The organism is Streptomyces sp. NPDC059003, from assembly GCF_042740445.1.
GTDB lineage: Bacteria > Actinomycetota > Actinomycetes > Streptomycetales > Streptomycetaceae > Streptomyces.
In genome coordinates, this window is record NZ_JBHYJH010000012.1 from 57,150 (window position 1) to 76,195 (window position 19,046).

The following is a 19,046-nucleotide window of genomic DNA, read 5'->3' on the forward strand; positions in this document are numbered from 1 at the left end:
CCCTCCTCCGCTCGCCCCAGCGGGCGCCCCCCCGCTCCTTACTTCGCGCCGAGCCCCCGGACAGCGCTCGGCCCTGCCGCCGCCCCCGGCCCGTCCTTCGAGCGGACGGCGGGGGAAGCGACGACAGGGCCAGGGCCGGGAGGTCCGGGGCTACGCGGTTGCCGGAGTCTGGGCCTCCGTTGTCGTCCCGGTCCGTGCCGGGGCCTTGGCCCGTAGCGCGCGCAGGCCGAGGCCGCCGAAGACTGCCGCGAACACCGCCCACATCAGGACGTGGGACGCCAGGGACAGCATGCGGAAGTCCCAGAGCAGCGTGGGACTGACCGGGACCGGGTCGGGGTTGTCCGGCAGGGCCCAGAGCAGGGCGAGGACCGCCGTGGCCGTCACGGCCGCGGCGGCCTGGCGGACCGGCAGCGGGCGGGACGCCAGGCGCACGTACACCTGCCACACCAGGAACATGCCGAGCACGCCGACGGCGACCGCCCCCAGCCACATCTCCTGCCGGTCGCCGACCGTGCCGGAGTCGCCCACGCCCGGCGGGTTCGCCGGATAGCGCAGGGCGGGGAAGAGGGACACGGCGAGGAACGCCGCGGCGCAGAACGCGAGCGCTCTCGGCCACGGGTTCGCGCGCGGATCGCGCCGGTGCACGAGGGCGTACGCGACGGCGAACAGCACGCCGATCGCGAGGCCCGCGACGACCAGGGCGATGACCAGGCCCGCGTGCTGGGTGGAGCGCGAGAACAGCTCCTCGTGGTGCTGGACCGCGCCACCCGCGGCCTCGTGGGCGTGCTCCTGCGAGCGGGCCTCCTCCGCGCGGATCGCCCGGTCCATCAGGGGCTCCGCGAGGAGGAGTGAGAAGAGCCCGGCCGCGAGCCCGCCCAGGCCCCCGGCCGCGAGCCCGCGCCCGAGCAGCGACAGGACGGGCGAGGGCGAGGACGAAGACGAGGGCGGTATCGGGACGGAGGAGTCAGCGGAGGCGGACTCGGGGGGAGAAGTGCGGGGAGCGGTGAGCGAGTTCGGGGAATCGGGGGACGCAGGCATGGTGCGGGCGGCCCCGATCAGTGGCAGGGGGCACCGAAGAGGTGCCGGCCGTCGTGGGCGAACTCGTGCAGATAGTCGCCGGTCGCCGAGATCAGCGAGCCGTTGTCCATGAAGACGGCGTAGAGCACGATCAGCGCCACGAGCGCGGCGCCCGCCGCGATCAGCCAGTCACGGGCCTGGATCGTCGCGGACTGTACCGCCGCGGTGTCGGTGTGTGGTGCGGTGTGCGCAGAGGTAGCGGACATACCGTGGCTCTCCTTCTGGGGTTTCCACGCCCCATGGCAGGAGGACGACGGGTTCAGTTCCTGACTTTCCCGCGCGACGTCGGCGTGCGCGTGGGATCACAGTGGCGGGACCGTCCCGGATTCGCACCGGGTTCCTGGCAACCGTCGCCTCGACGTATGGACTTGTCGCCCGGAGAGTCCCAGGTGGTCATGGACACTGTCAACCAGGCCGGGCGCCCCTGACGGCGGCGCGCGGATGCGCGGCGCGGGCGCGTGAGCTGCGGATGTGTGACGGCCGTGGCGCGGGGACACCTGGCCCGGTCAACGACCCGCTCCCCCCGGAGCCGCTGACCGGGCTGGTCCTCGACCGCGTGCGCTCGAGCTGCGGGAGTAACCCGGCGCCGGCGCGGGAGGCCTTGGATGGTCCCATCGTGGTGGAGTGCTGACGTGAGTCAACTCGGGCCGGGGGCTTGGGCCGTTGACACGACTCTAGAGCGGATGACGGCCCTGTTCTAGAGGGGGTTTGACGCCAAGTGGTCTTTTGCGGGCGGTGCTTGCTACGGCGGTTTCGGACCGTCGTCGCGCAGGGCGGCGTCGTCGATCGCCCCCTTGAGCACGTTTCCGGCGACCACGTCCATGGTGAGGCGCTCCCTGCGCGCGTACCGGCGCAGCGCGTCGAAGGCCGTGTCGAGCCCGGTGCCCCAGCGCTCGGCGAGCATCCCCTTGGCCTGCTCGATGCGGATGCGGCTGGTCAGCGCGGCCTGCAGCTGCTGCGAGAGGTCGCGGTACGCGGTGTACGCGCGGTGGTGGTGCAGCCCGACGGCGGCGGCGTCGGCGAGCGCCTGCGCGAGCTCCAACGCGCCCTCGTCCTCGCCCTCGTGCGGCACGACGCCGTTGCGGGACACGAACACGTTCAGCACCCCGAACACGTTGTCCCGCACCCGCAGCGGCACCGCGAAGGTGGCGCCGACGCCCCGCGCGCGGGCCCGCTCGGTGAACCCGGGCCAGCGGGTGAGCGCGGCGTCCGAGGCGAGCCGCACCGACGGCACGGGCTTGCCGGAGCCGTAAGCGTCGAGGCACGGCCCGCCCAGGTGCTGCGCCTGGAGGAGGTCGTACGCGAGCTCGCTCCCGTGGTGGCTCGCGGCCAGGTGCACCTCGGTGTCCCCGTCCGCGTACATCACACCGGCCGCGAGGGCGTCGAGGAGCTCCACGCAGTGCTGGGAGACACGGGCCAGATGGTGTTCCGCGTCGAAGTCGTCGGTGAGGGTGTCCACGATCTCGACGAGGGCGCGCGCGAGCTTGAGCTGAGAGGTGCGGTCCGGCATGGGCCTCCCCTTATCCGCCGCCCCCCACAGATCTCGCCTACCCCGCATCGGGACGGTGTAACAGCTCTCCAACAGGTGCTTTCGCGCGCTTGCCCGCCCTCGTGGGCCGCTCGTAGTTATGTCAGGATTGAGCACCGCACCGTGCACCCAAGGGGGAGTGGATGTACCGCAAAAACACAGGTCGCGGACGGGGGTTCGCGGCCAGGGGGGTGTCGGCGCCGGTGGCCCGCACGGGGGCCGCGCTGCTGCTGTCCGCCCTCGCCCTGTCAGGGTGCTCGTCCGACGGCGACGACGGGGACGGCGAGAGTGCCACCCGCCCGGTGAAGCAGCAGCCGAAGGGCGAGGACCCGTTCTGGGTCAACCCCGACGGGAACGCGGCGCAGCAGGTCGCCGCGTACGAGAAGGACGGCGAGAAGGACGACGCGGAGCAGATCCGCAAGATCGCCGAGCAGCCCGTCGGCGAGTGGATCGGCCCGGAGAAGCCCGAGGAGGAGGCGCGCGGCTTCACCGAGGCGGCCGAGAAGGCCGACCGGGACGCGCTCCTCGTCCTCTACAACATCCCGCACCGCGACTGCGGCCAGTTCTCCAAGGGCGGCGCGGCCGACGGCAACGCCTACCGCGCGTGGATCGACGGCGTGGCCAAGGGCATCGGCGACCGGAACGCCACGGTCGTCCTGGAGCCGGACGCGGTCCTGCACATGGTCGACAAGTGCACGCCGGAGCAGTTCCACGAGGAGCGCTACGACCTCCTCAGGGGCGCCGTCGGCAAGCTCAAGTCCCTGAAGAACACGAAGGTCTATCTGGACGCGGGCAACGCGGGCTGGTCCCACCCGGACGGTCTGTACGAGCCGCTGAAGCGCTCCGGCGTCGAGCAGGCCGACGGCTTCGCCGTGAACGTGTCCAACTTCCAGACCACCGAGGCCAGCAAGACCTACGGCAAGACGCTCTCCGCCAAGATCGGCGACAAGCCCTTCGTCATCGACACCAGCCGCAATGGGCGCGGGCCCTACACGGGCAAGGGCAAGGACCCCTGGTGCAACCCCCCGGGCCGGGCCCTGGGCGAGACGCCCACCACCAAGACCGGTGACCCGAAGGTCGACGCGTACCTCTGGGTCAAGCGGCCTGGGGAGTCCGACGGGACGTGTCGGGGCGGCCCGCAGGCTGGTCAGTGGTGGCCGGAGTATGCCCTCGCCCTTGCGAAGGGGAGTAAATAACTGAAGGGGCGCGGTGAACTGCGGGTCCGTTGTGGCTGGTCGCGCCCACGCGGCGGAGCCGCATATCGACACCGCCCCGCGCCCCTTATGGGGCACTCCTTACGGCACGTGCACCCACTGCGCCTTGCTCGGCGTGCCCTCGCCATCCGTCACGAAGAGCATGTACCAACCCGACTCCACCAGGCTCCGGTTCTTCGGCACCGTCACCGTGATCTTGTCGCCGGACTTCTTCATGTCGAGGGCGATCGACGTCTGGTCGATGTCCGTGACATGGGTCGTGGCGGAAGGACGGATCAGGCGGGCCTTCTTGAGGGACGCGGCGTCCTTCGTCGGGAACGTCCCCGACGCCCCCCGCTTGATGGCCCTGGGGCCAGCACCAAGCGTCGGCTGGTCGCCGTGGTACAGATACGGCGGCGTATAGATCTCCACACGCTGCTCGAAGCTCCCCGGCTTGGTGTTGGCCTTGTCGGCGTAGAGCGAGTCCGAGCCGAAGAACATCACGCGGCCGTCGGGAAGCAGGATCGAGCCCGAGTGGTAGTTGCGGCCCACGTGCGGGTCGGCGACCTTGTCGAGGGTGTTCTTGCGCGGGTCGTAAAGCCGCGCCTCGTGGATGTTGGAGGCGCCGCGGCCGCGGTAGTCCTCGGAGCCGCCGGAGATCAGGACGGAGTCGTCGGGCAGGACCGACGCCTGCGGATAGCGGGTGCCCTTGTCCAGCTCCGGGCCGTCCACGAAGCGCGGCGCCTTCGCCTTCAGGTCGACGATCCGCGTCTTCGTGCTGGACTCCTTGGACTCGCCGACGCCACCGCCGCCGACCACCATGTACCGCTGGTCCTGGGCGGGCGGCAGCTCCACCGTGTTGGAGGTCTCCAGGAGGTCCGGGTCGCTCATGCCGGGGATCTTCTTGAACTTGTTCGTGCTGAGGTCCCAGATGCCCGGGTCACGGCCGACGTCGTCGGGGCCGTAGCCGGCGTTCGAACCGGAGTAGAAGAGCTTCCCGTCGGCCATCTGGAAGATCGCCGGGTACGTCGGGAACTGCCGGACGCCCTTGGTGTACGTCCACTTCTTGGTCTTCGGGTCGTACACCTCGTTCTTGCCGGGGACCAGCTGGCCGATCTCGTCGAGGCCGGAGAGGCTGAGCACCTTGCCGTCGGTGAGCGTGGTCAGCGTGGGGTACCAGCGCGCCTCGTTCATCGGGTCGACCTTGATGTACTTCTCCGCCACCGGGTCGAACTCGAAGGTGTCCTTGATGCCCTGGAAGTCCTTCTTGTCGAGGGCGAGCTTCTGCGCGATGCCGTAGGTGTTGCGGGCGTCGGAGCCGTTCAGGCCCTGCACGCGGTAGTTGTCCTGCGTGCCGGTCTCGTACTGGGCGCCGCTCTTCTGCGCTTCGACGTAGATGCGGCCGAGGCCGGGGTCGTTGCGCAGGAACCGGCCGGTCTGCTTGTCGAAGACCTTCTTGGCGCGCTCCACGACGACCGGGTCCTTCGACACGAACGTCTTGCCGTTCTTCTTGCCGGTGAACCTGGTGCCCGCGGGCAGCGTGATCGGCTTGTCCGGGTTCTCGTTGTGGACGATCATCAGGCCGCCGGCCTTGGTGACGTCGCCCTTCAGCTTCTCGTACCGCTTGGTGCCGCCCGCGATGAGCAGCTTGCCGTCGGCGAGCTGGGTGTGGCCGGTGCAGAAGAGGTCCGTGGGCGTCGGGATCTTCTTGATGGTGTTCTTCTCGGGGTCCCACAGGCGGGTGTCGAACTTCTTCTCGTCGAAGTTCTTCTGGTTGTTCCCCGACCCCGCCACCATCAGGATCTTGCCGGTGTGGAGCAGCGACGCGTGGATCGTGTTCTGCCGGTACTCCTCGGGGAAGTCGATGACCTTCCAGTGGCCGTTGGCCGCCTTGTACTCCGGCTTGTTGATCTTGTAGTTGTGGTACTTCTCGGAGCCCACGCGCCACAGCCAGGGGCCGTTCATCCCGGCAAGGGCAAGCACCACCGCCGTGCCTATCGCGATGCGGCGGGCGCGGCGGCGGCTTGAGGGGTCTCTCATTTCTCGTGGCTCCCGAGGGCGATCTGCATGGTCTCCTCATTCGAGGCCCAGCTGGGCTTCTGCTGTCCGTGCGGTCCGTGGTGACCGGGCTGGCCGTGGTGTCCGGGCTGGCCGTGGTGCTGCCCGTGCTGGCCCTGCTGCCCGTACCCGGCGTGGTGCGTCGGCACGGCGCCCTGCTGCGCCGCGCGCGCGGCGTCGGTGTCCCCGGCGGCCCGGCCCGGCTGCCGCGTCTGCTGCTGCTTCTTCTTCTCCTGCCGCATGCCGTGCCGCCAGGCGAAGATCGGCGACGCGGTGATGAGCAGCGCGAACGTGGCCCAGATGATCATCGCCGGATGCGCGTGGTCGTACACGTACGCCGCCGTGATGGACCCGGCGAAGACCAGGATGAAGAACAGATGGATGCGGAACGTGCCGAACAGCGTGTCCGGGCTCGCCGAGTCGCCCTTGGGCGTCACCACGAACTTGGACTTGCGGCGCAGCGCGGCGTCCATCAGTGAGCGCGCGTAGATGGGCGCCGAGAGCGCCGACATCACCATGCCCGCGACACCGCCAGAGCCCTCGGGCTCGTGCGGCGAGACGTTGTGGCGGCGGTTCCAGATGTACAGGCCGATCTGCAGCGCCGACGCGTTGCCGTACAGCATCAGCCAGATGGTCGGGTCGATGTTCACGCCGGACGCGCCGAGGCCCAGGAACAGGGCGCAGCTCAGCGCCGCAAGGATCCAGTTCATGGCGGACATCGGGTAGAAGATGACCATCATCGTGTAGTTGAAGAACCGCCCCGGGGGCAGCGAGAACGGCGCCTTCCAGAACTGCTTGAGGATGGTCTCGTACGTCCCGCGCGACCAGCGCAGCTGCTGCGTGAAGAAGTCCGTCCAGGCGTTGGGTCCCTCGCCGACGGCGAGGACGTCCGGGGTGTAGACCGACTTCCACTTCTTCCCGGTGTCCGGGTTCTTGGCGCGGTGTATCTCGAAGCCCGTCGCCATGTCCTCGGTGATCGAGTCGTACAGGCCGCCGATCTGCTTGAGGGCCTTGATCCGTACGGCGTTACTCGTGCCCACGAACATGGGTGAGCCGTAGGCGTTGCCCGCGCGCTGGATCAGGGCGTGGAAGAGGAACTGCTGGGACTCGGCGGCCTTGGTGACGAACGTGTCGTAGTTGCCGTACACCTGCGGGCCGATGACGAAGCCGACGTCCGGGTCGCGGAAGAAGCCGAGCATCCGCTCCAGGTAGTTGGGCATCGGGACGTGGTCGGTGTCGACCGAGGCGAAGTAGTCGTAGCCGTCGCCGTGCGCGTCCAGCCAGGCGTTGTAGTTGCCGTGCTTGGTCTTGGCGCGGTGCGGGCCCTTGGCCTGGTTCCACTTCGCTATGCCCTTGCGGGAGAAGTGGTGCACGCCGAGGCGCGCGCAGACCGCCTTGACCTCGGGGTCGTCGCCCTCGTCGAGCAGCCAGACGTGCAGCAGGCCGCGGTGGCGCAATTTGACCGCTGCTTCGAGCGTCTTCGTCACCATCTCGATCGGCTCCTTGCCGGGCACGAACGAGGTGAGGAAGGCGACGCGCGTGCCGGTCTCGGGCACGACGGGCACCGGGTCACGGGCGACGAGCGTGGCGTGCGCGTTCGACAGGACGTTCATGCAGCGGAAGAACTCGATCAGGCCGATCGAGACGAGCATGACGACGTCGAGCACCGGCAGGAAGTCGTACGCGGGGTAGTCGCGTTCGGTCCAGTGCTCGGGCTGGAGCAGCCAGGCGAGCAGGACGAGCGAGAGCAGCGGCGCCGCGCCGAGCATCAGGGCGGCGCGGATGCGGTGCGGCTCCTGGGAGAGCAGCGAGCGGTACTGGACCTTGTACGGCTTCGACGGGTCCGGCTGTGTGAGGGGCCCGGCCAGGCGGCTGTAGTGCTCGTAGTCGTAGCGCGGCAGGGACTTCTTGATGCGACGGAAGCCGCCCGTCCGCGACACCGCTCTGAGCTGGGTCGTCTGGGACGGGTCGCTGTGCTGCTCGCCCGCCGGCGTGGACGTCATGGTCATCCCCCCGCACGCGGCCGTCCGCGTGGTCGTCGGTCCTTCCGCCCGCCGGGTCGTCTCCCCGGCCTTCGCGGACGCATGAGTGGCCGGCCACTCTCTGCTGAGACAGCGAAAGGTGGCCTTCCGGTTGCATGATGCCCCCCTCGGCATCCGTTCATGAACGCGGGGACCCCCTGTCCTGGCGTTCATGCGGAGCTCTCACGGCGGCCCGTGCCCAAGCCCCCCAACTGCCCCGTGCCGCACGCTTCATGAAGCCCGGGCCTGCCCGGGACTCCCGTCAGGGTTCTACGCGCCTAGCCATGATCGCAAGAGCGAAACAAGGAGTTTACCGGTCATATGTGGGATGGGGGGCGGTTGTTGAGGCGGGAGCGGTCAAACGGGTGCGAATGTTACCGAAGTGTTCCCTTATCGCCCGCTCGGCCCGGAGCACGTCCGAGGAGCGCACCGCGTCCAGGATCTCGCGGTGCTGCCGACAGGTGATCTTGGGGTCCTGGGGGACGTCGACCAGGTCGGTGCGGACGCGGTGGAAGGCGTCCCAGAACGCCTCGAGGACCTCGCCGAGCAGCCGGTTGCCCAGGCAGCGGTAGAGGGTGGTGTGGAAGGCGCGGTCGGTCTCGGCGCGCACGGCGCCGCCGGGCGGCGCGGCCTCGGCGTCCATGCGGTCCACGAGGGCGTCGAGCTCGGCCAGGTCGGCGGGCGGGATGGAGCCCGCGAGGCGCGCGATGAGGCCGGTCTCGACGGCCTCGCGCAGTTCGAGCAGCTGGAGCAGGCTGTCCTCGCCGCGGTAGTGCCCGGCGACGGTGCGGAACGTGAGGCCCTCGATCATCGGCGCCACCGACATCGGCCCGACGTAGGTGCCGAAGCCGTGGCGGATCTCGACGATGCCCATCGCCTGGAGGGCCTTCAGGGCCTCGCGCACCGAGTTCCGGCTGACGCCCAGGTGCTCCATCAGCTCGGGCTCGGTGGGCAGCACGGCCCCGGAGGGCAGCCGCTGGTCGATGATGAGCTTCTTGATCCGCTCCTGGATGTCGCGCGCCATGGCGCAACGGTAGCGGTCGTCCCTGGTCGGCAGGGGGGTGAGCAGCGAAAAGGCCCCCCGTCGGAACGGAGGGCCTTTTCGTGTCTGTGCGCCGCCAGGGACTCGAACCCCGGACCCGCTGATTAAGAGTCAGCTGCTCTAACCAACTGAGCTAGCGGCGCCTGCTGACCTGGATAACTCTACCGGACGTCCGGGGGTGGTCATGACCACCGGCTGGCGGGGTGGGCCGGGGCGGGTTCCTTGGCGGGCCATTCGGGGGTGTCGTGCGTACGGGCGGGCCCGGACCCGGAAAGGCGGGGCGCTCCGTCATTCGGACCGTCAACATGCGCCATCCGGAGACAGTTGAGAAACTGACGGATGTGCAGATGCGCGGACAAGCCGCTCGGGGGGAAATCCCCGGGGAACTCTCGGGGTGTGAGGGGAATCGCATGGAGGCTGCTCCGGTATTCGAGGAATTCGAGCCCGCGACCGACTGCGACTGCCCCGGATGCGTGCACTGGCGGCGCTCGGGAACGCACGCCCTGCCGCCCCGGCTCGGCGGCCACCCGGCGGCGCACGGGGCCCGCCGCGCGCTCGTCCTCGCGACCGCGGCGGGCTCCGTGCTCGGATCGGGCCAGGCGGTGGCGGCCCCCGTGACGGCCCCGGTACCGGGATGGTTTCCGCAGGTCAGAGAGGGTGCGCTGGCCGATTCCCGGCCGGGTGTCGACGATCCGGCCACGCCGCAGGGCAAGCAGAGCGCCCTGCACGGGGCCGCGGGACAGGGCGCGCGGCTGCGCACGACGACCCGGGCCGAGATCATCAACCGGGCCAAGCGATGGGTGGCCGCCGAGGTGCCGTACAACCTGCACGGCTTCTGGTCCGACGGCTACCGGCAGGACTGCTCCGGCTTCGTCTCCATGGCCTGGAATCTCGGCGGGAACGAATGGACGGGCAGCCTCGCCACGTACGGCACGCGCATCTCCAAGGACGCGCTGAAACCCGGCGACATTCTCCTCTTCCACAATCCGGCGAACCCGGAGAGAGGTTCGCACGTGACGATTTTCGGCGGCTGGACCGACTACACGCGCAACTATTACCTCGCCTATGAGCAGACCCGGCCGCACGCCCGCAGAGCGGCCACGCCCTATGCGTACTGGAAGTACGCGGACCGCTATCTGGCCTATCGCTACAAGGGGCTGCGGAGCGCGGGCCAGGGCGCGCCCGACGCCTCGGACGCGGCGCGCTACCCCGGCGCGCGGGCCTTCGGACCCGGCGCGAACAACCCGTACGTCACGCGGCTCGGGAAGATGCTGGTGGCCCGGGGCGGCGCCCGCTACTACCGCTCGGGCCCGGGGCCGCGCTGGACCGAGGCCGACCGCAGCGCGACGCGGGCGTTCCAGCGGGCGCAGGGCTGGACGGGCGCCGACGCGGACGGGCTTCCGGGGCCGACGACCTGGTCGTATCTGGTGCGTGGGGCGGGGCGGGACATTCCGGCGGGCGGGGGCGGGACCGCTGGCGCGGGTGGCGCGAACGGTACGTCGGGTGCGTCCGGTGGGTCTGGTGGGCCCGGTGTGCCCGGTGTGCACGGGGTTCCCCGGGTTCCGGCCTTCCCCGGTAAGGGCTATTTCCGGCCGGGGCAGCGCAACCGGTACGTCGAGCTGCTCGGGCGGCAGCTGGTGCGCAAGGGGTTCGGGGCGTCGTACGCGGTGGGGCCGGGGCCGCGCTGGGGCGAGGCCGACCGGCGCGCGGTCGAGGCGTTCCAGCGGGCGCAGGGGTGGCGGGGCGGGGCGGCGGACGGGGTTCCGGGGCCGGAGACGTGGCGGCGGCTCTTCCGGTGAGGGGGATGTCGGTTCGGGGGTCGGGTCCGGTACGGAACGCGCGACGGAGGCACGGATGAGTACAGCGACACAGCGGCCGTCGGAGTCGGGCGGCGGGACGGGTGCCGGGCCGGGCGGTGGGACCGGCGGTGGGACCGGCGGTGGGACCGGCGGTGGGAGTGGGGTCGGCGGGGCCGGTGGTCGGCCGCCTCGGCTCATCCACAGTGAGGCCACCACCGAGATCCCCGTCCACCTGCTCTTCCGCGACGACCCCCAGGACCCGGTCGCCCTGCCGCCCACGGTGGTGCGGCGGCACGGCACCGAGCCCACGCGTGCGGCGCGGCGCGCGGCGGACAAGGCGCCCCCGTCGGTGCCGTCCGCTCCGGCCGGCGTCGTCCCGGGGCCCGCCCCCGTGGCCGTGCCCGACATCGACCCGGACCTCGTCGAGCGGCACGCGCGCGTGCTGCCCGGGGCCGTCGGGGTGCTCGTCGGCGGGGCGGGCGCCGCGGTGTGCGTGCTCGCGCTGTGGTGGGCGGGGGTGCTGCCGGGGCCGGTCGTGCGGATCGTGGGGCTGCCGGGGCGCGGCGGGTCCGGGGTGGCGGGGAGCGGGGCGGCGGGGATGGGGGGCGCGTGGTGGGCGGTGCTCGCCGGGGGCGGGGCGCTCGCGCTGTTCGGGTTCGGGGGGCTCGCCCGGGGGCGGGTCGGCGGGGCGTGGGTGCTCACGCTCTTCGGCCGGTACCGGGGGAGCGTGCGGCGGACGGGGCTGCTGTGGGTGAACCCGCTGCTGCTGCGGCGCCGTGTCGACGTACGCCTCCGGCACTGGCGCAGCGAGCCGATGCCGGCCGTGGACCGCTCGGGTGTCGCGCTGCGCGTCGTGGTGCTCGTCGTGTGGCGGGTCAAGGACACCGCGCGGGCGACGCTCGCCGTCGCGGACCACCAGGAGTATCTGCGCGAGTGCGTCGAGGCGACCACGGCGCGCGTCCTGTCCCGGCTGCCCGCCGACGCCTTCCACGACGTCCATGGCTCAGCCGGTGCCGCCACCGGTGCCGCCGCGGGTGGGGCCGACGACGGTCCGACGCTGCGCGACGCCGAGGCCGTCGGCGAGGCGCTGACCCGGGCGCTCGCCGCGCAGGCCGAGCCGGTCGGCGTCGAGGTCTTCTCCGCGCAGCCGACCCGGATCGAGTACGCACCGGAGGTCGCCGCCGCGATGCACCGCCGCCGGATCGCCGCCCTCGACGCGCGCCACCGCGACAGCGTGCTCACGTCGGTCGTGGACGCCGTCGAGGACACGGTGGCCCGCCTCACCGGGCGCGGCCTGGTCGAGCTCGACGACTACGAGCGCAAGGCGCTGGTCAAGGATCTGACGGTGGCGTTCTACACGGGGCACGGCGAGCGCTGACGGCGCCTGGCGCCCCGTCCGGACCGCACCTGGCCCCCGTCTGACCGCACTGCACCGCACCGGACCGCACTGCACCGCGCGCGGCGGCCCGGCCGCATTGCCGGTGAACCGGTGGCGGCCGGGCGGGAACGGCACGGTCGGATCGCTCCGACTATTGGTATGGACATGTTCAACTACGCGCAATAATCTGGGACTTGGTCTAGACCGCACTTCCCCGCAGTGCCCCAGGGGCACCGACACAGCTCGGGTCCGTCAGTGCCCCAGGGGTCCCAGAGGGCTGCCCCCGCACCACGCGGCCTTCCCTGTCGGCACGAGCGACACCAGCCCCACCAGCGAGACCACCAGCCCCACCAGCCTCACCAGTCCTACCAGCCCCACCAGGCAAGACAAGTCCGTCAGCGCGCGCACGGCTCACAGAACTCCCCCACGTTCTTCAGGAGCAGCAGCATGCGAAAGAAGATGTCCGCGGCCATGCTCGGGATGGCGACGGTCGGAGCGTTCGCGCTCTCCACCGGCGGCGCCAGCAGCCATGGCTACACCGACCTGCCCGCAAGCCGTCAGATCAACTGCGCCAAGGGCGTGGTGACCGGCTGCGGCGCCATACAGTACGAACCGCAGAGCGTCGAGGGCCCCAAGGGCTTCCCGGCGGGCGGTCCTGCCGACGGAAAGCTCTGCTCCGCCGGGCTCGCCGGCTTCAGTTCGCTGAACAAGCCGACGCAGCCGAACGGCAACGCATGGCCCACGACGAAGCTGTCGGGCGGCCAGAGCTACACCTTCCGCTGGCAGTTCACCGCGCGGCACCGCACCACCGACTTCCGGTACTACATCACCAAGCAGGGCTGGAACGAGAGCCAGCCCCTGACGAGGGCGGCGCTCGACACCCAGCCGTTCCTCACCGTTCCCTACAACGCCCAGCAGCCGCCCGCGACCCTCTCGCACAGCGGCACGATCCCGAGCGGCCGCAGCGGCCACCACGTGATCCTCGCGGTCTGGACGATCGCCGACACGGGCAACGCGTTCTACGCCTGCTCCGACGTCACCTTCTGATCCGTTCCGACCCGTTCCGAGCCACCCCCCACGGGGCTGTGCCGCGCACGCCGTCCGCACGGACGGCGTGCGCCGGCACGCGCCTCTCCTCATCTGACGGAGCGTCAACTACCGTGCCCCGTCATGGACGCCAAGGACAGCACGCCGGGCACCGTCGCCGAACTCGTCGCGGCACGCTGGGGCGACCACCGCCCCGGCCTGCGCTTCGAACGGCTCACGCTCAGCCACCACCAGGTGGCCGCGGGCGCCGCGGCGCGGGCCGCGCTGCTCACGGAGCGGCTGCGGCCGCGCGGCGAACCGCACATCGGCGTGCTCCTCGACAACACACCTGAATACCCGCTGTGGCTGAGCGCCGCGGCCCTCGCGGGCGCGGGCGTCGCCGGCCTCAACCCCACCCGGCGCGGCGCCGAACTGGCCCGCGACATCCTGCACACCGACTGCCAGATCCTGGTGACGGAGCGGGCGCACCTGCCGCTCGTCGACGGGCTCGAACTGCCGGGCGTGCGGGTGCTCGTGACGGACACGACCGCGTACGAGGAGCTCCTGGCCGCGTACGAGGGTGCCGCACCGGAGACCGCGCCGGGCGTCGGCCCGCGCAGCCGCCTGCTGCTCTACTTCACCTCCGGGTCGACGGGAGCGCCCAAGGCGGCCCTGTGCAGCCAGGGACGGCTCGCGGCGGCGAGCCGCTCCCTGGTGTCGCACTTCGGCGTGCGCGCCGACGACGTCCACTACGTGTGCATGCCCCTGTTCCACGGCAACGCGGTCATCGCCGACTGGGCGCCCGCGCTCGCCGCCGGGGCCCAGGTGGCGCTGCGCCGCCGCTTCTCCGCGTCCCGGTTCCTCGGGGACGTACGCCACTTCGGAGCGACGTACTTCACGTACGTGGGCCGGGCCGTGAGCCATGTCCTCGCCACGCCGGAGGCCCCCGACGACCACGACAACCCGCTGCGCGTCGGCTTCGGCACCGAGGCCGGGGCCGTGGACGCGCGGCGCTTCGAGGAGCGGTTCGGGGTGCGGCTGGTCGAGGGGTACGGGTCGTCCGAGGGCGGCGCGGCGATCCAGCGGAGCCCCGGTACGCCGCCCGGTGCCATCGGCCGCGCCGCGCCCGGCGACGACCTGGTGGTCCTCGACCCCGCCACGCGTGCGGAGTGCCCGCCCGCCGTCTTCGACGCCGACGGCCGCGTCCGCAACGGCGACGCGGCGATCGGCGAGCTGGTGAACCGGGGGCCGAGCCCCTTCGAGGGGTACTGGCGCAACCCCGCCGCCGACGCGGAGCGCGTCCGGGACGACGGCTGGTACTGGACCGGGGACCTGTTCTACCGGGACGCCGACGGCTACTTCTACTTCGCCGCACGCGCCGACGACCGCATCCGCGTCGACAGCGAGAACCTCGCGGCGGCGATGATCGAGGACATCCTCGCGCGCTGGGACGACGCGACGGCCGTCGCCGTGTACGCGGTCCCGGACCCGGTCGCGGGGGACCAGGTGATGGCGGCGCTGGCCCTGCGCCGGGGGACGGCCTTCGACCCACTCGCCTTCACCGCGTTCCTGCGGGCACAACGGGACTTGGGGACGAAGATGGCGCCACGCTTCGTACGCGTCGTACGGGAGCTGCCGACGACCGCCACGAACAAGGTGGCGCGGGCCGCCCTGAGGGGGGAGGGGTTCCACTGCACGGACCCGGTGTGGTGGCGCCCGCTGTCAGGGGAGGACAGGTACCGACGCTTCACGGAGGAGGACGCGACGGACCTGGTAGAGCAGTTCAAGAAGCGAGGCAGACAGGACCAACTCCCCCCGCAGCCGCCGACGGCGAAGCACCCCCACGAGGGGCGTCCCCCCGAAGCCAGGGTGGAAACGGGCGGGCGGGTGGGAGAGGCCGATAGCGTGAGCCCATGTGGCGGGGGACAGCATGGCGAGGCGCACTCTACGTAGGGACGGGATTCCTCCTGGGCCTCCTCCTATGCGCCGGGCTGGCCCTGGGACTCACCCTCAGCCTCATCCTCATAGGCATCCCCCTGCTCGCCTTGGCGGGCATCCCCGTAGGCGCCCTGGAACGCCAACGGCTACGCCTCATGCTCCCGGGGCCCGCGGCCACCCCGCACCGCACCCCCGAGGCCCCCGGCCTCACCGCATGGCTGCGCCTGCGCGTGAGGGAACAGGCGACGTGGCGCGAGCTCGCGTACGCCGTCCTGATGGCGGTCGTCCTGTGGCCCCTGGACCTGACGGTGGCCGCGTGCACCCTGGGCCTGCCCCTCGCCCTGGTGGCGGCGCCCGCCCAACTCGCCCTCACGGGCGGCCCGGACGGCGGCGGCGCGAGGCCCGCCAAGCTGTGGCTCGTCGACGCCTACCCGGCGGCCTGGGGCACCGCCGCGCTCGGCCTGGTCCTGCTCGCCGTCCTGGCGTACCCGCTCGGCGCGTACGCCGTCGCCCGCGCGCGGCTCGCCCTGCTGCTCCTGTCCGCGCGCGAGGCGGAGACGGAGGCCCGGCTCGCCGAGGTGACCCGCTCGCGGGCCCGGCTCGTCGCGGCCTTCGAGGCGGAGCGCCGCAGGATCGAGCGGGACCTGCACGACGGCGCGCAGCAGCGCCTGGTCGCGCTCAGCATGACCCTGGGCCTCGCCCGCCTCGACGCGGACCCGGAAGGGCCGCTCGCGGCGCGCCTGGCCACCGCACACAGGGAGGCCGACCAGGTGCTCGCGGAGCTGCGCGAACTGATCCGCGGCGTGCACCCGCAGGTCCTCGCCGACTACGGCCTCGCCGCCGCCCTGGAGGACGCCGCCGACCGCTCCCCGGTGCCGGTGGACACCGACGTGCGGCTGCCCCGGCTGCCCGAACCCGTCGAGTCCGCCGGGTACTTCGCGGTCCGCGAGGCCCTGGCCAACGTCGCGAAGCACAGCGGGGCCGCGCGGGTCGCGCTGCGCGCGCGGTACGCGGACGGCGCGCTGCGCGTCGACGTGCGCGACGACGGGCACGGCGGCGCCGACCCGGCGCGCGGCACCGGCCTGACGGGGCTCGCGGACCGCCTCGCCGTCCTCGATGGCACACTGACCGTCACCAGCCCGCCCGGCGGCCCGACCGTCCTCTCCCTGGAGATCCCGTGCAGCCCCGCACCCACCGCGTAGTCCTCGCCGAGGACAGCGTGCTGCTGCGCGAGGGCCTCGTCGGGGTGCTGAAGCGCTTCGGCCACGACGTCGTGGCGGCGGTCGGCGACGCGGACGCGCTGCGCGCCGCCGTGACGGCGCACGAGCCGGACGTCGTCGTCACCGACGTACGGATGCCGCCCGGGTTCCAGGACGAGGGCCTGCGGGCCGCCGTCGCCCTGCGCGCCGAACGCCCCGGCCTGCCGGTGCTCGTGCTCAGCCAGTACGTGCAGCGCGCGTACGCCGCCGAGCTCCTCGACACCGGGGACGGCGGCGGCGTCGGCTACCTCCTGAAGGACCGGGTGGGGCAGGTCGAGCAGTTCGTGGACGCGTTCACACGGGTCGCGGCGGGCGGCACGGTCGTGGACCCCGAAGTCGTACGCCAGTTGCTGCGCCGCAGGCGCGACCCGCTGGAGCGGCTCACCCCGCGCGAGCGCGAAGTCCTCGCCCTGGTCGCGGAGGGCAGGTCCAACGCGGCGATCGCCGCCGAACTCGTCGTCACGGAAGCCGCCGTGGGCAAGCACATCGGCAACATCCTCGGCAAGCTCGACCTGCCGGTCACCGACGGTACGCACCGCCGTGTCCTCGCCGTCCTCGCGTATCTGAGGGCCTGAGTCCCCGTGCCCGTACCCGAGTTGACGTGTACGTATCGACTACGATCCCGGGCATGAGCGTGTCGGACCAGGCGCCAGCGGAACGGAAGGCCCTCACCCCGCGCCAGGCGCGGCGGCTGCGCGTCGTCGCCGCCACCGCGGGGATGGCGGTGGCGGCGGTGCTGCTCGGGGCGCGCCTCGCGAACAGGTCGTCCGTCCTGGTCGTCGGCGTGTACGGGCTGCTGCTCATTCTCTGCGGTCTGGTCGTCGAGCTCAGCAGGCGCGGCCGGACCAGGCTCGGCAGCTATCTGCTCGGCGCCGGCCTGGTCGCGGCGGTGGTCATGGACGTCGCCGTGCTCTCCTGAGGTGCGGTCCCGCCGGTGCGGCGCCGAGGCTCAGCAGCGCCGGTACACGTGGCCGCGCTCCCCGGCGGGGCGTACGTCGCGGTCGCGCAGGACGACGGACAGCTTTGCGCCCCAGCGGCGGCACGCGGTCTCGTACCCCTTCGTCTCGTACTCGACGTCGAAGACCTTCCCGTCGAACTCCTCGGCGTACGCCTCGCACTCGTCGTACTGCCCGCACTCCTCCGCGACCGCGAAGTCGAACCCGATCCGCTTGCCGAGGAGCTCGGTGGTGTTCTTCTGCGCGATGGCCAGGCCCTGTGCGTGCGCCCTGCGCACCAGGAGGCGCGCGAACCTCACCGCGTCGTCGTCCTTGAGCCGGCCGCCGGAGCGCGCGTACGAGTCGAGGTTGTCGGGCTCCACGGCGTCGTACCCGGCGCGTGCGCAGCCGTCGATCCAGGGGCCCACGACATCGAGCAGGGCCTTGCGCCGGTCCGCGGTGGAGATGTCGAGCAGTGGCTCGTTCCAGTCCTTGTCCATGACGAGCCCGCCGTCGTCGTCGCGCAGGAGGAGACGCGGGTGCTCGTCCCGCCACCACTTCTCGGTCTTGCGTCCTGGCTGGGCCTGGAAGGCGTTGACGTAGCAGATGTTGTAGCGGCCGGGTACGGGCTTCGCCGCGCGGTCGCGGGAGACGGCCTTGACGCCGTCGGGGGGCGGGTAGGCGCCGCCCAGCTGGTAGTCGAAGGGGGTGTCGGGGCGGGGCAGGCGCGGGGTGCCCTCGGCCTTCGTGGGCGACGGGTCGTCGGTGGCGCAGCCCGCGAGGAGGGCCGCGGCGAGGGCGAGGCCGAGGGAGAGAGGGAGGGCGCGGGACGCGCGTCGTGCCGGCATCGGACCGTCCTGTGAGTTCCGGGTGAGGTGCGCGTCCCAGTGTGCGCTCGCCGCGCGGCGCTCAGTCCGCGTAGGACGCCCCTTCGACGACCGCGAACGGCGGGTCGTCGGCCAGATAGAAGTGCCCGCCCGCGAAGGTGAGCAGCTCGAACGCGCCCCCGGCCGACTGCTCCCATGCGGCGGCCTCCTCCGGGGTCACCCGGGTGTCCGTCTCGCCGAGGAGGGCCGTGACCGGGCAGTCGAGCGGGCCCGGCGTGGCCGCGTACCCGGCGACCATCCGGAAGTCCGCGGTCACGTACGGCATCACGAGCTCCAGGAAGACCGGGTTGTCCAGGAGCTCCGCGTCCGTGCCGCCCAGCTGCCGCAGGGTCCGCAGGATGGACTGGTCGTCCAGGGCCAGGGCCTTCTCGGGGGTGCCGTTCGTGGTCCGCGGGCCGCGCGCCGCCGAGGCGAAGAAGTGGCTCACGCGGCGGCCGCGCTCCTGCAGCAGGTGGGCCACCTCATAGGCGACGAACGCGCCCATGCTGTGCCCGAAGAACGCGAGGGGCCGGTCGTCGGCCGAGGACAGGAGCTCCGCGGCCACCTCGCGCGCCATCCCCTTCAGGTCCGTGGCGGGCGGCTCGGAGATGCGCTCCGCGCGCCCCGGATAGCGGACGACGTGCACCTCGAAGTCCGTGAGCGCCTTGCCCCACGAACGGAAGAAATAGGGCGAGCCACCGGCGTGCGGGAAGCACACGAGGCGCCGCGCGGCAAAGGGACGCGCTTCGGTCCGTTCGGTCCACACCATGTCGATCCCCCACCATCCCCCGTAGGTCAAGACCGTTACCGCGCCCATGATTCCATCTCGCACTGACGTGCGCCGGGCCGGTGCCTGTGACGTGCGGCACCCCGGTCCCGCGCTCAGGGAGGGGGAAACGACGAGAAGGCCCTCCGCCGGAGCGGAG

General features: G+C 72.0%; 16 protein-coding genes, 1 tRNA gene and 1 riboswitch. Of the genes, 8 read left to right on the top strand and 9 right to left on the bottom strand.

Going from position 1 to position 19,046, the window contains the following annotated elements:
* Window positions 1-150 precede the first annotated feature (150 nt).
* From ACFWZ5_RS08165 to ACFWZ5_RS08175, 3 genes are all read right to left on the bottom strand, one after another.
* Window positions 151-1,038: a CbtA family protein gene (locus ACFWZ5_RS08165; RefSeq protein WP_384794821.1), complete on the bottom strand. Its 888-nt coding sequence runs from the start codon at window positions 1,036-1,038 to the stop codon at window positions 151-153.
* A 17-nt stretch (window positions 1,039-1,055) separates the two neighbouring features.
* Window positions 1,056-1,283: a CbtB-domain containing protein gene (locus tag ACFWZ5_RS08170; protein WP_384794819.1), complete on the bottom strand. Its 228-nt coding sequence runs from the start codon at window positions 1,281-1,283 to the stop codon at window positions 1,056-1,058.
* 54 nt (window positions 1,284-1,337) lie between these two features.
* Window positions 1,338-1,420, bottom strand: a riboswitch (cobalamin riboswitch).
* Between the two features lie 399 nt (window positions 1,421-1,819).
* Window positions 1,820-2,587 carry an ANTAR domain-containing protein gene (locus ACFWZ5_RS08175; RefSeq protein ID WP_384794817.1) on the bottom strand — a complete coding sequence of 256 codons (768 nt, stop codon included), beginning with the start codon at window positions 2,585-2,587 and terminating at the stop codon, window positions 1,820-1,822.
* 161 nt (window positions 2,588-2,748) lie between these two features.
* Here ACFWZ5_RS08175 and ACFWZ5_RS08180 point away from each other — a divergent pair, with 161 nt between their 5' ends.
* Window positions 2,749-3,801 carry a glycoside hydrolase family 6 protein gene (locus ACFWZ5_RS08180; RefSeq protein ID WP_384794815.1) on the top strand — a complete coding sequence of 351 codons (1,053 nt, stop codon included), beginning with the start codon at window positions 2,749-2,751 and terminating at the stop codon, window positions 3,799-3,801.
* 99 nt (window positions 3,802-3,900) lie between these two features.
* On the opposite strand, the gene ACFWZ5_RS08185 is transcribed toward ACFWZ5_RS08180, so the two are convergent.
* The 4 genes from ACFWZ5_RS08185 to ACFWZ5_RS08200 form a co-directional block, all read right to left on the bottom strand.
* Window positions 3,901-5,838: a galactose oxidase-like domain-containing protein gene (locus tag ACFWZ5_RS08185; protein ID WP_384794813.1), complete on the bottom strand. Its 1,938-nt coding sequence runs from the start codon at window positions 5,836-5,838 to the stop codon at window positions 3,901-3,903.
* Window positions 5,835-7,859: a glycosyltransferase family 2 protein gene (locus ACFWZ5_RS08190; RefSeq protein ID WP_384794811.1), complete on the bottom strand. Its 2,025-nt coding sequence runs from the start codon at window positions 7,857-7,859 to the stop codon at window positions 5,835-5,837. The genes ACFWZ5_RS08185 and ACFWZ5_RS08190 overlap by 4 nt, the downstream gene beginning before the upstream one ends.
* A 328-nt stretch (window positions 7,860-8,187) precedes the next feature.
* Complete coding sequence (locus tag ACFWZ5_RS08195; protein WP_384794809.1) at window positions 8,188-8,901, bottom strand: FadR/GntR family transcriptional regulator; 714 nt, start codon at window positions 8,899-8,901, stop codon at window positions 8,188-8,190.
* Window positions 8,902-8,988: 87 nt separating this feature from the next.
* A tRNA-Lys gene (locus tag ACFWZ5_RS08200) sits at window positions 8,989-9,062 on the bottom strand.
* Between the two features lie 267 nt (window positions 9,063-9,329).
* Here ACFWZ5_RS08200 and ACFWZ5_RS08205 point away from each other — a divergent pair.
* From ACFWZ5_RS08205 to ACFWZ5_RS08235, 7 genes are all read left to right on the top strand, one after another.
* Window positions 9,330-10,718 carry a peptidoglycan-binding protein gene (locus ACFWZ5_RS08205; protein ID WP_384794807.1) on the top strand — a complete coding sequence of 463 codons (1,389 nt, stop codon included), beginning with the start codon at window positions 9,330-9,332 and terminating at the stop codon, window positions 10,716-10,718.
* 55 nt (window positions 10,719-10,773) lie between these two features.
* Window positions 10,774-12,096 (top strand): SPFH domain-containing protein, encoded by a 1,323-nt coding sequence (locus ACFWZ5_RS08210; RefSeq protein WP_384794805.1) that lies wholly within the window; start codon window positions 10,774-10,776, stop codon window positions 12,094-12,096.
* Between the two features lie 447 nt (window positions 12,097-12,543).
* Entirely contained in the window at window positions 12,544-13,143 is a 600-nt protein-coding gene (locus ACFWZ5_RS08215) for a lytic polysaccharide monooxygenase (RefSeq protein WP_384794803.1), read from the top strand.
* Window positions 13,144-13,266: 123 nt separating this feature from the next.
* Window positions 13,267-15,075 (top strand): long-chain-fatty-acid--CoA ligase, encoded by a 1,809-nt coding sequence (locus tag ACFWZ5_RS08220; protein WP_384794801.1) that lies wholly within the window; start codon window positions 13,267-13,269, stop codon window positions 15,073-15,075.
* Entirely contained in the window at window positions 15,036-16,262 is a 1,227-nt protein-coding gene (locus ACFWZ5_RS08225; protein ID WP_384794799.1) for a sensor histidine kinase, read from the top strand. The genes ACFWZ5_RS08220 and ACFWZ5_RS08225 overlap by 40 nt, the downstream gene beginning before the upstream one ends.
* A complete protein-coding gene (locus ACFWZ5_RS08230) occupies window positions 16,238-16,894 on the top strand; it encodes a response regulator (RefSeq protein WP_384794797.1) in 657 nt (218 codons plus the stop codon). Before ACFWZ5_RS08225 ends, ACFWZ5_RS08230 begins: the two co-directional genes overlap by 25 nt.
* A 53-nt stretch (window positions 16,895-16,947) precedes the next feature.
* Window positions 16,948-17,238 carry a hypothetical protein gene (locus tag ACFWZ5_RS08235; protein WP_384794795.1) on the top strand — a complete coding sequence of 97 codons (291 nt, stop codon included), beginning with the start codon at window positions 16,948-16,950 and terminating at the stop codon, window positions 17,236-17,238.
* A gap of 30 nt (window positions 17,239-17,268) precedes the next feature.
* Here the strand turns inward: ACFWZ5_RS08235 and ACFWZ5_RS08240 are convergent, their stop codons facing one another.
* A complete protein-coding gene (locus ACFWZ5_RS08240) occupies window positions 17,269-18,102 on the bottom strand; it encodes an endo alpha-1,4 polygalactosaminidase (RefSeq protein ID WP_384794793.1) in 834 nt (277 codons plus the stop codon).
* Between the two features lie 61 nt (window positions 18,103-18,163).
* Window positions 18,164-18,889, bottom strand: a complete 726-nt coding sequence (locus tag ACFWZ5_RS08245; RefSeq protein ID WP_384794791.1) for a thioesterase II family protein — start codon at window positions 18,887-18,889, stop codon at window positions 18,164-18,166.
* Window positions 18,890-19,046: the final 157 nt, after the last annotated feature.

Coding starts and splice junctions, on each gene's coding strand:
- ACFWZ5_RS08190 (WP_384794811.1), bottom strand. CDS start 7,859: ATGACGTCCACGCCGGCGGGCGAGCAGCACAGCGACCCGTCCCAGACG.
- ACFWZ5_RS08235 (WP_384794795.1), top strand. CDS start 16,948: ATGAGCGTGTCGGACCAGGCGCCAGCGGAACGGAAGGCCCTCACCCCG.
- ACFWZ5_RS08225 (WP_384794799.1), top strand. CDS start 15,036: ATGTGGCGGGGGACAGCATGGCGAGGCGCACTCTACGTAGGGACGGGA.
- ACFWZ5_RS08195 (WP_384794809.1), bottom strand. CDS start 8,901: ATGGCGCGCGACATCCAGGAGCGGATCAAGAAGCTCATCATCGACCAG.
- ACFWZ5_RS08245 (WP_384794791.1), bottom strand. CDS start 18,889: ATGGTGTGGACCGAACGGACCGAAGCGCGTCCCTTTGCCGCGCGGCGC.
- ACFWZ5_RS08220 (WP_384794801.1), top strand. CDS start 13,267: ATGGACGCCAAGGACAGCACGCCGGGCACCGTCGCCGAACTCGTCGCG.
- ACFWZ5_RS08215 (WP_384794803.1), top strand. CDS start 12,544: ATGCGAAAGAAGATGTCCGCGGCCATGCTCGGGATGGCGACGGTCGGA.
- ACFWZ5_RS08170 (WP_384794819.1), bottom strand. CDS start 1,283: ATGTCCGCTACCTCTGCGCACACCGCACCACACACCGACACCGCGGCG.
- ACFWZ5_RS08175 (WP_384794817.1), bottom strand. CDS start 2,587: ATGCCGGACCGCACCTCTCAGCTCAAGCTCGCGCGCGCCCTCGTCGAG.
- ACFWZ5_RS08180 (WP_384794815.1), top strand. CDS start 2,749: ATGTACCGCAAAAACACAGGTCGCGGACGGGGGTTCGCGGCCAGGGGG.
- ACFWZ5_RS08210 (WP_384794805.1), top strand. CDS start 10,774: ATGAGTACAGCGACACAGCGGCCGTCGGAGTCGGGCGGCGGGACGGGT.
- ACFWZ5_RS08205 (WP_384794807.1), top strand. CDS start 9,330: ATGGAGGCTGCTCCGGTATTCGAGGAATTCGAGCCCGCGACCGACTGC.
- ACFWZ5_RS08165 (WP_384794821.1), bottom strand. CDS start 1,038: ATGCCTGCGTCCCCCGATTCCCCGAACTCGCTCACCGCTCCCCGCACT.
- ACFWZ5_RS08240 (WP_384794793.1), bottom strand. CDS start 18,102: ATGCCGGCACGACGCGCGTCCCGCGCCCTCCCTCTCTCCCTCGGCCTC.
- ACFWZ5_RS08185 (WP_384794813.1), bottom strand. CDS start 5,838: ATGAGAGACCCCTCAAGCCGCCGCCGCGCCCGCCGCATCGCGATAGGC.